Source organism: Pseudomonas imperatae (assembly GCF_057128625.1).
In genome coordinates this window covers 160864-175820 of sequence record NZ_JBSKHP010000009.1, presented here as the reverse complement: position 1 = coordinate 175820, position 14957 = coordinate 160864, and the positions used below count along the sequence as shown (strand labels likewise).

The window sequence follows — 14957 nt, the reverse complement described above, 5'->3', positions numbered from 1 at the left end:
GGCAAGCCAGCTCCCACACCTGTAGCAGCTGCTACAGGGGAGCAGGGCTTACGCGTCGTAGCCCAGGTTCGGCGACAGCCAGCGTTCGCTGATGGTCAGGTCCTGGCGCTTGCGCGCGCTGTACGCCTGCACCTGGTCCTTGTCGACCTTGCCCACGGCGAAGTACTGCGCCTGCGGGTGGGCGAAGTACCAGCCGCTGACGGCCGCCGCCGGGAACATGGCGAAGTGCTCGGTCAGTGTCACGCCGCTCTGGCCGTTGTGGTCCAGCAGCTCGAACAGGGTGCCTTTCTCGGTGTGATCCGGGCAGGCCGGGTAGCCCGGGGCAGGGCGGATACCCTTGTACTGCTCCTTGATCAGCGCCTCGTTGTCCAGCGCCTCGTCCTTGTCGTAGCCCCAGTGCTCCTTGCGCACCTGCTGGTGCAGCCACTCGGCGCAGGCCTCGGCCAGGCGGTCGGCCAAGGCCTTGACCATGATCGAGTTGTAGTCGTCGCCCTTGTCCTGGTAGGCCTTGGCCACTTCCTCGGCGCCGATGCCGGCGGTGGTGATGAAGCCCCCCACGTAGTCGGTCACGCCGCTGTCCTTGGGCGCGACGAAGTCAGCCAGGCTGAAGTTCGGCTTGCCGTCGGGCTTGATGGTCTGCTGGCGCAGGTGGTGCAGGCGTGCCAGGGCGCGGCCGTCGTCGGCGTACACTTCGATGTCGTCGTGGTCCACCTGGTTGGCTGGCCAGAAGCCGAACACCGCGCGGGCGCTGATCAGCTTCTCGTCGATCAGCTTGCGCAGCATCACCTTGGCGTCCTCGTACAGGGCCGTGGCCGCTTCGCCCACCACCTCGTCTGTGAGGATGCGCGGGAACTTGCCGGCCAGGTCCCAGGAGATGAAGAACGGCGTCCAGTCGATGTATTCGGCCAGCACGTTGAGGTCGATGTCATCCAGCACCTTGGCACCGGTGAAGGTCGGCTTGACCGGCTGGTAGCTGGCCCAGTCGAAGGTGGCCTTGGCGGCGATGGCCTGTTCGTAGCTCAGGCGCTCGGTGCGCGCGCTGCGGTTGGCGGTGCGCTCGCGCACGTCCACGTAGTCCAGGCGGGTGCGCTCGACGAAGCCGGGCTTGAGTTCCTTGGACAGCAGCTGGGTGGCCACGCCCACGGCGCGCGAGGCGTCGGTGACGTAGACCACGGCGTCGTTGCTGTACTTGGGCTCGATCTTCACCGCGGTGTGCGCCTTGGAGGTGGTGGCGCCACCGATCATCAGCGGCAGGTGGAAGCCCTGGCGCTGCATCTCGCGGGCCACGTGCACCATCTCGTCCAGCGACGGCGTGATCAGCCCGGACAGGCCGATGATGTCGCACTTCTCTTCCTTGGCCACTTGCAGAATGCGTTCTGCCGGCACCATTACGCCCAGGTCGACGATGTCATAGCCGTTGCAACCCAGCACCACGCCGACGATGTTCTTGCCGATGTCGTGCACGTCGCCCTTCACCGTGGCCATCAGGATCTTGCCCTTGGCTTCGGGCTTGTCGCCCTTTTCCGCTTCGATGAACGGGATCAGGTGCGCCACCGCCTGTTTCATCACGCGGGCGGACTTGACCACCTGCGGCAGGAACATCTTGCCGGAGCCGAACAGGTCGCCGACGATGTTCATGCCCGACATCAGCGGGCCCTCGATCACCTCGATCGGGCGCTTGAACGACTGGCGCGACAGCTCGGTGTCTTCGACGATGTGGGTGGTGATGCCCTTGACCAGCGCGTGTTCCAGGCGCTTGTTGACGTCCCAGGTGCGCCACTCTTCGGTCTCGGCTTCCTTGACGCTGCCGTCGCCCTTGTACTTGTCGGCGATGGCCAGCAGGGCGTCGGTGCCTTCCGGGGTGCGGTTGAGCACCACGTCTTCCACGGCGTCGCGCAGTTCCTGCGGGATCTGGTCGTAGATTTCCAGCTGGCCGGCGTTGACGATACCCATGGTCAGGCCATTGCGGATCGCGTACAGCAGGAACACCGAGTGAATCGCCTCGCGCACCGGGTTGTTGCCACGGAACGAGAACGACACGTTGGACACGCCGCCGCTGCTCAGGGCATAGGGCAGCTCGTCACGGATGAAGGCGCAGGCGTTGATGAAGTCGACGGCGTAGTTGTTGTGCTCCTCGATGCCGGTGGCCACCGCGAAGATGTTCGGGTCGAAGATGATGTCTTCCGGCGGGAAGCCCACCACGTCCACCAGGATGTCGTAGCTGCGCTTGCAGATCTCTTTCTTGCGCGCCTCGGTGTCGGCCTGGCCGGCTTCGTCGAAGGCCATCACCACCACGGCGGCGCCGTAGCGCTTGCACAGCTTGGCGTGATGAATGAAGGCCGCTTCGCCTTCCTTCATGCTGATGGAGTTGACGATGCCCTTGCCCTGGATGCACTTGAGGCCGGCTTCGATCACTTCCCACTTGGAGGAGTCGATCATGATCGGCACGCGGGAGATGTCCGGCTCGCCGGCGATCATGTTGAGGAAGGTGACCATGGCCTTCTTCGAGTCCAGCATGCCCTCGTCCATGTTGATGTCGATCACCTGGGCGCCGGCTTCAACCTGTTGCAGGGCCACTTCCAGCGCCTCGGTGTAGTTCTCCTCGCGGATCAGGCGGGCGAACTTGGCGGAGCCGGTGATGTTGGTGCGCTCGCCGACGTTGACGAACAGCGAGTTGCGATCGATGGTGAACGGCTCCAGGCCCGACAGGCGGCAGGCCCGCGGAATCTCCGGAATGGCGCGCGGCTGGTGCTTGGCCACGGCCTCGGCGATGGCCTGGATATGGCCCGGGGTGGTGCCGCAGCAACCGCCGATGATGTTCAGGAAGCCGCTGGCAGCGAACTCCTCGACCACCACGGCCATCTCGGCCGGGGTCTCGTCGTACTCGCCGAAGGCGTTCGGCAGGCCGGCGTTGGGGTGCGCGGAGACGTGGGTGCCGGCCTTGGTCGACAGCTCTTCCAGGTACGGCCGCAGGTCCTTGGCGCCCAGGGCGCAGTTGAGGCCCACCGAGATCGGGTTGGCGTGGCGCACCGAGTTCCAGAAGGCCTCGGTGGTCTGGCCCGACAGGGTGCGGCCCGAGGCGTCGGTGATGGTGCCGGAGATCATGATCGGCAGTTCGAAGCCGATTTTCTCGAACACGCCCTGCACGGCGAAGATCGCCGCCTTGGCGTTGAGGGTGTCGAAGATGGTCTCGATCAGGATCAGGTCGGCGCCGCCCTCGATCAGGCCTTCGGTGGCCTCGGTGTAGTTTTCCACCAGCTCGTCGAAGGTGACGTTGCGGTAGCCGGGGTCATTCACGTCCGGGGAAATCGAGCAGGTGCGGCTGGTAGGGCCGAGCACGCCAGCGACGAAGCGCGGCTTGTGCGGGGTTTCCAGGGTCTTGGCGTCGGCCACTTCACGGGCGATGCGCGCGCCTTCCACGTTCAGCTCGTACACCAGCGATTCCATGCCGTAGTCGGCCTGGGACACCTGGGTGGCGTTGAAGGTGTTGGTTTCGAGGATGTCGGCGCCGGCGTCCAGGTAGGCCTTCTCGATGGCGGCGATCACGTCCGGGCGGCTCAGCAGCAGCAGGTCGTTGTTGCCCTTGACGTCGCTGGGCCAGTCGGCGAAGCGCGTACCACGATAGTCGGCTTCCTCCAGGCGGTAGCTTTGGATCATAGTGCCCATGCCGCCATCGAGAATCAGGATGCGCTCTTTGAGGGCTTGCTGAAGTGCTTGGAGACGAGCGCTGCGGTCAGACATAGGGCTACCTGTCAGGACAAAAACAAAAAGAAAGCGGATAGATAAGGTGCGAAATCATAACAAACCTGCGCGCTTTTAAACGCTTCTACCTTTTACATGAATTCGGCTCATGTTGAAGGGGCGCCGCCACAGGTAGAATTGCCACTGCTATTACACAATCAGGACACCGCCACATGGTGCATCGCCTCCTTGCCGCCGCAGTCATCTTTTTTGCCTGCCTGACTGCCCACGCGCAAGCCCCCGTCGCCAGCCCGGCGATTTCGTACACCCGTGACATCCAGCCTATCCTCACCGAAAAGTGCGTGGCCTGCCACGCCTGCAACGACGCCGCCTGCCAGCTCAACCTGGGCAGCGCCGAAGGCGCCACCCGTGGCGCCAGCAAGGTGCCGGTGTACCAGGGCGACCGCAGCACGGCCGTGGCGCCGTCGCGGATCTTCTATGACGCCCAGGGCGAGGAAGCGTGGCGCCGCAAGGGCTTCTATTCGGTGCTCGACGCCCAGGGCAGCCAGGCCGCGCTGATGGCGCGCATGCTGGAGTTGGGGCACAAGAACCCGCTGCCGGCCAATTCCAAGCTGCCGGACAACATCATGCTGGGCCTGAACCGCACCAACATGTGCCCCATGCCCGGCGAGTTCGACGCCTACGCCGCTGCCCACGTGCACGAAGGCATGCCCCTGGGCGTCACCGGCCTCACCGACGCCCAGTACGCCACCGTGCAGCGCTGGATCGCCGCCGGCGCGCCGGTCGACCAGCAGGCCGTGAAGGCCAGCCCGAAAGAGGCCGCGCAGATCGCCGAGTGGGAAGCGCTGCTCAACCGTCCCGGTTCCACCGAGGCCCTGGTGGCCCGCTGGCTGTATGAACACCTGTTCCTGGCGCACATCTATTTCGTTGGCGGCGAGCCTGGTCACTACTTCCAGTGGGTGCGCTCGCGCACGCCCAGCGGCAAGCCCATCGACCTGATCGCCACCCGCCGCCCCGACGACGACCCCGGCGCCGTCTTCTATTACCGGCTGATGGCGGTGCAGGGCGTGATCGTGCACAAGACCCACATCACTTACCCCATGGGCCCGGCCAAGCTGGCGCGGGTCAAGCAGCTGTTCTACAGCGGCGACTGGCACGCCACCTCGTTGCCCGGCTACGGCCCGCGCCACCGCGCCAACCCGTTCGAGACCTTCCAGGCCATCCCGGCAGTGGCGCGCTACCAGTTCATGCTGGATAACGCCGAATACTTCGTGCGCACCTTCATTCGTGGCCCGGTGTGCCGCGGGCAGATCGCCACCGACGTGATCCGCGACCACTTCTGGGCGCTGTTCCAGGAGCCGGCCCACGACCGCTACGTCACCGACGCCGTGTACCGCGCCAAGGCCACGCCGTTGCTGGAGATGCCGGGCCAGGACGACAACGTCGGCAGCATTTTGTCGCTGTGGCTGGCCTACCGCGACAAGCGCAACGCCTATGAAGACCTGCGCCGCGACGCCTACGCCGACATGCCGCCGCCCAGCTGGTCGACCCTGTGGGCCGGCAACGACAACGCGCTGCTGACCATCTTTCGCCACTTCGACAGCGCCTCGGTGAACAAGGGCCTGATCGGCGACGTGCCGACCACGATGTGGCTGTTCGACTACCCGCTGTTGGAGCGCACCTATTACCAGCTGGCGGTGAACTTCGACGTCTACGGCAACGTCGCCCACCAGGCGCAGACCCGGCTGTACTTCGACCTGATCCGCAACGGCGCGGAAATCAACTTCCTGCGCCTGATGCCGGCCGACAAGCGCGGCAAGCTGCTGGACAGCTGGTACCAGAACAGCGGCAAGGTGAAGATGTGGCTCGATTACCAGAAGATCGACACCAGCACGCCTAGCGCCATGAAGCTCAGCGAGCACGACCCCAAGCGTGATTTCGGCCTCAAGCTGATCCAGCGCGCCGGCAGCCTCAACGCCAGCCCCGACCCGATCAACCGTTGCACCGGCGCCTACTGCTCGCGCGAGGGCATCAGCGAGGAGTTCAAGAACGTCGAGCAGTCGCTGAGCCGCCTGGTCTCGCGCCCCGAGGCCGGCCTGCCGGTGATCGAGCGCATGCCCGAGGCCACCATGTTGCGCATCCAGGGCAAGAGCGGGCGCATGGTCTATAGCCTGCTGCGCAACCGCGCCCATACCAACGTGGCGTTCCTGCTGGGCGAGGCCTACCGCTACATCCCGGGGCTGGACACCCTGACCCTGTGGCCCGGCGTGCTGAGCAGCTACCCCAACTTCATGTTCAACGTGCCGGCCGACCAGGTGCCGGCGTTCGTCGATGCCATGCAGCAGTCCAGGGACCAGGCCAGCTTCGACAAGATCGTCGAGCGCTGGGGCGTGCGCCGCACCAACCCGCAGTTCTGGGATTTCTTCCATGACCTGACGCGCTACATCCAGGAGACCGAGCCGGTGGAGGCGGGGGTGCTGGACATGAACCGCTACGAGAACCTGTAACGTCTTGAAATCGCGTTGCCTGCATCGCGACTAAAGTCGGCTCCTACGCCGTCCGTGGTAGGAGCCGGCCTTGGCCGCGATGCAGGCGACTCCATTTCAGGGCAGTTGCTGCTCCGGGGATGGTGCAGACCGCCCGTCAATCCGGATGACCTTTGCCCCTTTTTTGAAGTCCGACCCTTTGAGAGTGCACCGAAAGTGCGCACGGTCAGGTTCCAAAATAGGCGGTAAACAATGCTGATTTCGCTTCAAGCCCTCCGGGCACTGGCAGCCTGGACGGTTGTCTGCCATCACTTCATGCAGATTTTCTTCGACTTCCATGCCAGCGGCCCCATCGGCCAATTCTTCGTTGATCGCGGCGCCGTGGGCGTGGACATTTTCTTCGTCATCAGCGGCTTGGTGATCTACCTCTCCACCCAGGACAAGGACATGCCCGCCGGGCGTTTCCTGCTCAATCGCGCCATCCGCATCGTCCCCGCGTACTGGTTCTACACCCTGCTGATGGGGCTGATGATCGTCGCCGTCGGCCAGCAGATGCCGCACCAGGTGGTGGACCTGCCGCATTTCATTCTGTCGCTGCTGTTCATCCCATCGGAGAACCCCGGCGGCTACGGCCTGTACCCCACGCTGAACGTCGGCTGGACCCTGAACTACGAAATGTTCTTCTACCTGATGTTCTCGCTGGTGTTCGTGGTGCCCAAGCGGCATCGTCCTTTAGTCGTAGGCCTGGCGCTGTTCGCGGTGTGCGAAATGGTCAGCCACTATGGGGTGCTGAGCCGCTTCTACGCCAACAACATCATCTATGAATTCCTGCTCGGCATCGCCATCGGCTGGGCCTACCGTCGCGGCTGGATCGCCCAGGCGCTGTGGGTGCCGCTGCTGGTGATCGGCGCCTCGCTGGTGGCCATCTACAACCTGCCGGCCAGCGACCGGCTGTTGAACTGGGGCGTGCCCAGTGCCTTGATCGTGCTGGCCTGCGTGGCCATGGAGCCGTGGTTCAAGGGCAATCGCGTGCTCAAGACCCTGGGCGACTGCAGCTACTCGGTGTACCTGATTCACGTGATGGTGCTGTACACCGGCTGGTTCGCCAGCGAGCGCCTGAACATCAATCCGTACCTGGTTTTCGCCGTTTGCGTGCCGGTCATCGCCCTGGCTTCGTGGGCCAGTTACGTGTGGATCGAGACCCGCCTGTACCGCCGCATGAAGGGCTGGGCGGAGGCGCGCCTGGCGCCGGTGGAACGCCCATCCATAACCTGACAAAAATACTGGGACTTTGTGCCGCGCCCGGTTTGGCGTAAACTGCCGGCAAGTCTGTGAGGAACTTACATGAGCGCCATAACGATTACCGACGCGGCACACGATTACCTGGCCGATCTGCTGGAAAAGCAGAACACCCCGGGTATCGGCATTCGCATTTTCATCACCCAGCCGGGCACCACCTACGCCGAGACTTGCATTGCCTACTGCAAGCCGGGCGAAGAGAAGCCGGAAGACACCGCCATCGGCCTGAAGAACTTCACCGCCTGGCTGGACGCGGTCAGCGTGCCGTTCCTGGAAGATGCCGTGGTGGACTACGCCACCGACCGCATGGGTGGCCAGCTGACCATCAAGGCGCCGAACGCCAAGGTGCCGATGGTCAATGAAGACAGCCCGATCAACGAGCGCATCAACTACTACCTGCAGACCGAGATCAACCCCGGCCTGGCCAGCCACGGCGGCCAGGTGACGCTGATCGAAGTGGTCGAGGACGGCATCGCCGTGCTGCAGTTCGGTGGCGGCTGCCAGGGCTGCGGCCAGGCCGACGTGACCCTGAAGGAAGGCATCGAGCGCACCCTGCTCGAGCGCATCCCGGAACTCAAGGGCGTGCGCGACGTGACCGACCACTCGCAGAAAGAAAACGCCTACTACTAAGGCGTACGCTGCGAACCAGAAAAACGGCGCCCCGTGAGCGCCGTTTTTGTTTCCTATCTATCTGATTTAAAAGTAAAAAAATTACTCATTTGATCCCTGCCCATACTTTGGCCCATACCCTGGCGGCGCGCTAGAACCCGTTTGCGATGCTGAATTCTTCAGACAGGTGGTCATCTGGGGCCTAGTTGATCTTTGTTATTTCCTGGGTAAGGGGGTTTTCAGTCTCTGCGAGGACGCTCTCCCTCCAACCCACTCTTCTCAGAATAAATGCGTGAGGCGGCTTGCTCGGTTCGAAACGTGGGATAGCGATTTGCCCTGGAGAGGAGGCGCGTTCCTGCAGTGTGATACCGCCAGGCCGGTTAGGATCATGCAGTGCATTCAGAGGCTCGGCTGGAAAAGGCGGGGCGAGCGTCGTCGCTTCTCGGAGGTGATCAAGGACCGTAGATGCAGTTTTGGGCGAGATAGTGAATTCTACTCATATGGTGATGAAGAGAGGGACACGCGAGCGCAATATTGGGTACATGCACACAGCGCGTGTGGCATTTCCATTTCCACCAGGTCCCAGACATTCCTGAGGGGCTTACGAGAGGGCGAAATGCCTTTTGTCTGGAACGCATTTGGCACGATTGCTTGCGACGCCGGCGCCATTGGTACAGCGACCAAATCTGAATATTTCGCTTGTTTTCAAGGTCCAGGGGGGATGCGGGCTGGATTTGAACTCTATAGAACGTTCAAGACGGATGCGGCTGCAAACCGAAAGCTGCTGGCTGAGGAAGGCTTGCTCCGTATCCTTGTGCTGGCGATCTCTGGAAAATCGAGCGCGTTCGCTCCGATCATGGAGGGCATGATGAAGGAGCTCGCTCAGTCTGTAACTTTCACCGTGATCCCGCGATCAGGCCATTGGATACCAGAGGAGAACCCGTTGGAGCTTGTGGCTGAATTGGTGGCGTTCGACTCTGCCATTGCCATGAATAGTCGATGCTTACCTTAGACACGAGGATGGTGCTCGCCAAGGGCACCGCTTCATTTGTTCTCAGCATGGAGGTTAGCCTTGATTGGAGTCTTGTTATTATGAGTAGTTTAGCCGGCCACATCCGGCATCCCCCCAAGCGCACCGAGCACCAACACGGTGGGAGTCGCCGGCTTTTTTGATCGGCAGCCGATGGGCGAAGAGTATCCCATCCAAGTCGAGTCACGCTTGAAGGACGGTCGAGCGGGCTCGCAGAAAAGTAAGGCCCCAGCTAACGATTTGGCTCAAAACCGCGGCAGATCGACGATATGGCCAACGTGCTGGTAGACACGACATGAGGTGCATCCGGATTGCGCCACCGAAACAGATCTCACCTCTGCTCGGTGCACGCAGGGAAGCATTCAGTGGATCAAGCCGGCTCGACGGCGACGATGAAGTTGTCGCTGAGCAGGTCGTCGATAACATCGAAAGGCTCCTACAGGGGAAGCCGCTCTTGAACCAGGCCGAGGCTTCTGGAGGGCACTAGGTTCGGTAACGCATAAACACCTTCACACCAAGTGCTTACGGGCGGCTGTGGGGGGAGGGCGTCACCACGTCTGCGGCTTCCCAGGGCCTTCATTTTGAAGCCAAAGCGATGAGTCGCCAAATGAACAAAAGCTTTAGTCCTGCATGTCGACTATGAATGCAGAACCCTTTTCCTCGGCAGGCCTGAGGGGCAAGCCCTCCCATCTGTGACGCAAGGTACAGTGTGCGGTCGTCTGTTTTTCGAGGATGGCACTCTGTTATCATTGCAGCGCTGAAAATTGGATCACATGTTGCGAGGCAATGGTTCGGGTGATGAATAATGCAGAATCAAACACGGTTCACGACGCGACGCCGGCCGCCTTGGGATTTTACTATCAAAGTCAGTTTGCTCTGCTGACTCTGATGTCCCACAGCGGTGATGAAGTTGGTGTGGCCGTGGAGAGACTGGACGATGTGGAGCTCAGGGCTAACGGACAGACCCTGCTCTTTCAGCTCAAGCATTCCGTGCAAGACAATCCCCCGCCAGTAACGCTAGCTTCCGTATCGCTGTGGAAGACGATTAAGGTATGGATTGATGCCTTACCGCTGGTCTCTCTGGCCGATACGACCTTTCACCTCGTTTCGGTAGGGAAGGTACCAGACAAGTCCCCGTTGGTGGCGCTATGCGATTCGAAAACGGATCGCGATTCGCTGCTCAAGGCGATGGTGGAAGAGGCCACCCGGGTGCTTGACGAGCGCGCCAGTGCAAAGGTTGCTAAGACCAACCTCCCCCATGCGGCACGGGCCCAAGGCTGTGAGGCGTTCCTGGCTCTCGATCCTTCGCTAAGGTTGAGTCTACTACGACGAATTTGCATTCAGCAGGACAGCATCACTATCGATCGAATCCCAGAAGCAGTCTCCAAGCGGCTGCATCTGCTACCCAAGGAACACCGCGGTAAGGCCGCAGAGCGCTTGTTGGCATGGTGGGATCAGCAAGTCGTCTACACGCTGTGCGATAAGCGCCCTCGGGTCATCCATCGAAGTGAGATGGAACACTCCATTTCTTCAATCATCGCACAGTTGGAAGAAGACAGGCTCGTAGCCGACTTCGACTCGGAGATGCACCCTGAGGACTATGAGGCGGACGGCATGTTGTACCGCCAGATAGCGTTGGTCGAGGGAAGACCATCGGACGTGACGAAGGCTGTTCGCGAGCAATGGCGCGCGAAGGAACAGCGGTCGAAGTGGATCATCGACAACCCCCAAATGCGTTCGAAGATTGCAGGTTACGACACCAAGCTCATCGAGTTTTGGTCAGACCGGCATGAGCAAATGGTCGAGGTCTGCGACGATCTGGACGACGCACAAAAGCGGGCCAAGGGGCTGGAGCTTTTACGGTGGACTCACGATTTAGCACCTAACCAGGTCGAGCCTATTGCCCCCAGTTGGCAAGGGCACTACTACGTTCGAGGCACCTACCAGGTACTGGCTATCGACCTGCAGGTGGGCTGGCACGCGCAATACCGCTCGCGACTCAAGGAGTAGAGCATGCCCATCGCTCATGACATTTTTGCCGAAACCAATCCCGCCTATTGCGCTGCGCTGTTGGCCTCCTTCGTGGAGGCTTACCGTTCTCGCGCAGGGGTCGATCCAGATTTTGTTCTTTGTTACGCAGCCCTGCCGCTGGCGTTGTCTGGCGACCTGGCGGCCACGTTCGGTGGTACCGACCGCCGGACAGGTTTGCTGGAATGGCTTAGGCGAAGTCCGGGTATTCAGATCCGATTGGCGGATCGCGTGAATGGTTCTCTGGATATCGTGACAGAGGCGATTCGGTTTGCCTGTTTGAGCCAGCTCCTGACGATCAGTGACGCAGGCCGAGTGATTCCTGGTTTGTCCGCCGCGCCAAAGCATCTCACTAAACAGCTGAGTGAGAACACGCAGCAAACTTTTAAGAACATCGACCGGCTGGGCAGCTGGCTTGCTTTGGCAGGCTCAACAAAGACGGTATTCGACATGATGGGGCTGGAGTTATGAGCCGCTGGAACATTTCAAGCATTTTCTTCATTGGCGAAGGCGGACGTATTCGCATCCTCGATCTGAAGCCCGGTGAGGTAAATATCTTTACCGGTGCGTCCGGTACCGGTAAGTCTACTTTGATCAAGGCCATCGACTATTGCTTGGGTTCAAGCAAGTGTGAGCTTGCAGCTCACGTCAAGCGTCACAGCGTTGCCGTGGGGGTGAAGTGGGTGTTGGGTGACGCTCAGATGATCACCGGAAGGCTCATCCCGCCCGTGGGGCAGGGGACAAGTACCCGAATGTTCGTGAGTGCCGGGCGCGACCTTCCCATCCCGAACACCGTGGAGCGATTCGAGGGCGCGACGACGCTTGAGGCTGGCAAGTCCTTCATTGAACGCGCATTTGGCATCGGTGGAGTGCCGGATGCTTCCGATGACAAGACGGCGCGTAAGTGGCGGCCAACGGTACGTCATTCAACGGCCTACATGTTCGTCCCCAAGGATGTCATCTATAACGAAACTGCCTTGCTACATGGGCTGGATAAGGCTGATGAGGCTCCGGCGATCATCGAAACGATGCCCTACTTCCTGGGGGTTGTAACCGAGGATACCGTGCTGCAGGAGCGCAGGCTGCGTGAGCTTCGCAAAAAGCTTGAGCGTGAAGATCGACAGTTGCGCACTCGCCAAGCTGCGGGCACCGATTACAGGAAACATGCGATGCGGCTGCTTCTGGATGCCCACCGCAGCGGCCTGTGCGACCTTCCATTGGACACCGCCTCCGAAAGTGATCTTCACTTCGCGTTGGCGCGGCTCAAGCAGCTCAAGGCCAGCTCTGCCAAGAATCCAAATGAGATCGAACTCTCCAATCTGTATACGCAGCGGCGTAGCTTGCTGTCCGACATTGAAAGGGCACGTCGTAAGTCGCGTGCGACCCGGACTGCTTTGCAGGATATGAGTGGCTTTGAGGGGGCCGTGCGGCGTCAATATGACAAGCTGAAAATCGCGGAGCACCTCCAACCAGTAAGCCAGGTCTGTCCCGTATGCGAAACTCCCACTGAGCGCGGGGCTGCGATATCCGAGGCTATCCGTCACTCAATGAGCATCATTCGGGCGGAAAGCGTGGCAGTGGAGCACGTGCGGCCACGCCTGGTGGAGCATGAGGATTCGTTGCAGATCGAGCTCTCTCGGCTGAACCTCAAACTCAACGAGGTCGATGAGCGCATCAAAACGTGGGTTCGGCAGAGTGACGAAATCAAGCGACTGGACAGCCTGGCCCAGTATCACACCCACCTGTTGGGCAAGGTGTCCCAGTTCATTGAGATGAACCCGGTAACGCCTCAGCCCGGCCCTGATCTGAACGTGTTGCGTGATCAGATCCAGGGGCTGGAAGCGCTCGTTGACAGTGAGGCCAAGAAAGTACTGCTCTCTCGTGCTGAGCGTAAGGTATCCCAGTACTTGTCGGAGGCGTTCGGCAAATTACCCACCGGTGAACCTTGCATCGGTGCTGACTTGGAGTTTTCGTCCAAGCCTCCGGCAGTCGCGATTATCGAGAAGGATTCCGGGGCAGTGTTGCGGCTACCAGACGCGGGATCGGATGAAAATTATTTGGCAATCCACATCGCGTTGTCTTTCGCGCTCCAGAAGTACCTGAAGGAAATCCACGCCCCGGTACCTGGTTTTCTCGCCTTCGACCAAATCAGCCGTCCTTACTACCCGCAGCGCGGGGATGACGAAACGAATATTGGAGAGAACGAAGAGATCTTGGCGGTGCGCCGGCACTTGAACTTCCTGTTCAATGAGACAGCAGCGCAGCAAGGGCTCCAAGTGCTGCTGATCGAGCACGCCTACTTCGCGGACGACTCCCGTTACGTCGCTGCAACCCGCAAACGCTGGAACAAGCAGTCCGGGGACGCGCTGATACCAAGAGATTGGCCGAGGAGGGTGGATACCCAGTAATGCATCGGCCTAAGTCCCACCGCTTTCTGCGGGTTCGGAGCTAAAGCTGGTTCGGACCGTTTCGTTGATCACGAATCGCTGAAGGATCCTCTGCGCCTTTGGTACCCGAATGTGAGGCGAGCTTAGTGTTCGCCTCTTTTTTTTGCACGTACGTCGCACTGGAGCTTTGAGGCTTAAGGGCCGCTCTGACAATGAGTTTTATCCACCCCCTCACTACCATTCTCCCCACTTGCTCCCCGTCCGGCTAGGCTCGTAGCCACGAGCCTAGCCGGACGGGGAGCAAAGCGCCAGCACTTTCGTACGTACATTACCCGTACCTATTGACAACCCTCCAACCTAGCGCTATCGTATGCCTTGTACGGCTGATGTACGTATGAAATTGACGAGTAAACAAAGCCGATACTCAACCACAGATGCTATTAACCACGAAGGAGTCGTAATGGAAACTACCCAAGAAGGAGCTCAGCTCGTAGAGAGCTGGACGTAAACCAGAAGAAGGAAGCGCATCACTTTATATATCGATACACACAGAGGAAAGCACTATGTCTTTTGTAGCAGAGACACTACAGGGTGCAAAAACTGCAAGACTTGATCTTAAAACCACAGAATTCGCAAAAGAATTTATACGTAAGGCAGCGACAATTTCCGGTTTGGATATGACCTCTTTCATATTGGCATCGGCTTTCGAAAAAGCTGAAGCAGTTATGGAAACATACCAACGAATTGAACTTTCGGAGAAAGCCTTTGCTCGAGCGCACGAACTAAGTCGAGCAAGCTCCGAAGCCCCGAAAGCCCATAAAAATCTAGTAAAACTATTGAGGAGTAAAAATGAACGATCCAGACCTAACATACGCCCAGGTGAATCTCAATGATGCGTTGGAGGATGTAAAACTTCCGAAGAAATTTAGTTGCGGGGACTCTATCCTCGACAAATATGTAAATTCGGGCAATCTCAAACGTGCGATTCAGTCTGAGAATCTTCACGCAACCGGCATGTTTGATGAGACACAAGAACTCATCGGCTTCATGACGGTGGGTTTTGCGATCTTAGATAAGACCCGGGTGAAGACATTCACTAAAGGAAACCAGCCTCCACAGCTTCCTGTGGCGAAGGTCATCATGATCGCTGTTGATGAGCGCCATCAAGGTCGTGGGCTTGGCACAGACCTGATGCTGGAAGCGTTCACCAAAGCAGTTACCGTGCACAAAACGATACCGTTGAAGGGCGTTTACCTTGATGCAGCCCCTGGCAAGGAAACGTTTTACTCTGAGATGTTTGGGTTCGCCGCACTTGAAGGGCCAGGCCCCGCCGGTAGTACTCCGATGTATATCCCGATTGAGGACGTCATCGCCGCCCTTTTGGAGGCCGACGATCCCGAGTAATGAGACGAGGCC

At 59.9% G+C, this 14957-nt stretch carries 10 protein-coding genes; 9 read left to right on the top strand and 1 reads right to left on the bottom strand.

What is annotated here, in order from left to right:
- Positions 1–48: 48 nt before the first annotated feature.
- Positions 49–3741: a methionine synthase gene (metH, locus tag ACWKWX_RS13870; RefSeq protein WP_483828067.1), complete on the bottom strand. Its 3693-nt coding sequence runs from the start codon at positions 3739–3741 to the stop codon at positions 49–51.
- Between the two features lie 173 nt (positions 3742–3914).
- Between metH and ACWKWX_RS13865 the strand changes: the two genes are divergently transcribed.
- From ACWKWX_RS13865 to ACWKWX_RS13825, 9 genes are all read left to right on the top strand, one after another.
- Positions 3915–6209, top strand: coding sequence for a fatty acid cis/trans isomerase (locus ACWKWX_RS13865; protein WP_483828066.1), 2295 nt, complete (start codon positions 3915–3917; stop codon positions 6207–6209).
- Positions 6210–6440: 231 nt separating this feature from the next.
- Positions 6441–7463 carry an acyltransferase family protein gene (locus ACWKWX_RS13860; RefSeq protein ID WP_416425413.1) on the top strand — a complete coding sequence of 341 codons (1023 nt, stop codon included), beginning with the start codon at positions 6441–6443 and terminating at the stop codon, positions 7461–7463.
- A gap of 69 nt (positions 7464–7532) precedes the next feature.
- A complete protein-coding gene (gene nfuA, locus ACWKWX_RS13855) occupies positions 7533–8117 on the top strand; it encodes a Fe-S biogenesis protein NfuA (RefSeq protein WP_416425412.1) in 585 nt (194 codons plus the stop codon).
- 595 nt (positions 8118–8712) lie between these two features.
- The gene (locus ACWKWX_RS13850) at positions 8713–9108 is read left to right on the top strand and encodes an alpha/beta fold hydrolase (protein ID WP_483828065.1); all 396 of its coding nucleotides are present in this window, start codon (positions 8713–8715) and stop codon (positions 9106–9108) included.
- An 816-nt stretch (positions 9109–9924) separates the two neighbouring features.
- Positions 9925–11136 (top strand): ABC-three component system protein, encoded by a 1212-nt coding sequence (locus tag ACWKWX_RS13845; RefSeq protein WP_483828064.1) that lies wholly within the window; start codon positions 9925–9927, stop codon positions 11134–11136.
- A gap of 3 nt (positions 11137–11139) precedes the next feature.
- Complete coding sequence (locus ACWKWX_RS13840) at positions 11140–11625, top strand: three component ABC system middle component (RefSeq protein WP_483828063.1); 486 nt, start codon at positions 11140–11142, stop codon at positions 11623–11625.
- Positions 11622–13562, top strand: a complete 1941-nt coding sequence (locus ACWKWX_RS13835; RefSeq protein WP_483828062.1) for a DUF3732 domain-containing protein — start codon at positions 11622–11624, stop codon at positions 13560–13562. Before ACWKWX_RS13840 ends, ACWKWX_RS13835 begins: the two co-directional genes overlap by 4 nt.
- Positions 13563–14104: 542 nt before the next feature.
- Complete coding sequence (locus ACWKWX_RS13830) at positions 14105–14434, top strand: type II toxin-antitoxin system TacA family antitoxin (protein WP_483828061.1); 330 nt, start codon at positions 14105–14107, stop codon at positions 14432–14434.
- Complete coding sequence (locus tag ACWKWX_RS13825) at positions 14391–14945, top strand: GNAT family N-acetyltransferase (protein ID WP_483828060.1); 555 nt, start codon at positions 14391–14393, stop codon at positions 14943–14945. Before ACWKWX_RS13830 ends, ACWKWX_RS13825 begins: the two co-directional genes overlap by 44 nt.
- Positions 14946–14957: the final 12 nt, after the last annotated feature.

Excerpts from the sequence above, each read along its gene's own strand:
- ACWKWX_RS13860 (WP_416425413.1), top strand. The coding sequence starts at position 6,441 with ATGCTGATTTCGCTTCAAGCCCTCCGGGCACTGGCAGCCTGGACGGTT.
- ACWKWX_RS13845 (WP_483828064.1), top strand. The coding sequence starts at position 9,925 with ATGAATAATGCAGAATCAAACACGGTTCACGACGCGACGCCGGCCGCC.
- nfuA (WP_416425412.1), top strand. The coding sequence starts at position 7,533 with ATGAGCGCCATAACGATTACCGACGCGGCACACGATTACCTGGCCGAT.
- ACWKWX_RS13830 (WP_483828061.1), top strand. The coding sequence starts at position 14,105 with ATGTCTTTTGTAGCAGAGACACTACAGGGTGCAAAAACTGCAAGACTT.
- ACWKWX_RS13850 (WP_483828065.1), top strand. The coding sequence starts at position 8,713 with ATGCCTTTTGTCTGGAACGCATTTGGCACGATTGCTTGCGACGCCGGC.
- metH (WP_483828067.1), bottom strand. The coding sequence starts at position 3,741 with ATGTCTGACCGCAGCGCTCGTCTCCAAGCACTTCAGCAAGCCCTCAAA.
- ACWKWX_RS13865 (WP_483828066.1), top strand. The coding sequence starts at position 3,915 with ATGGTGCATCGCCTCCTTGCCGCCGCAGTCATCTTTTTTGCCTGCCTG.
- ACWKWX_RS13835 (WP_483828062.1), top strand. The coding sequence starts at position 11,622 with ATGAGCCGCTGGAACATTTCAAGCATTTTCTTCATTGGCGAAGGCGGA.
- ACWKWX_RS13825 (WP_483828060.1), top strand. The coding sequence starts at position 14,391 with ATGAACGATCCAGACCTAACATACGCCCAGGTGAATCTCAATGATGCG.
- ACWKWX_RS13840 (WP_483828063.1), top strand. The coding sequence starts at position 11,140 with ATGCCCATCGCTCATGACATTTTTGCCGAAACCAATCCCGCCTATTGC.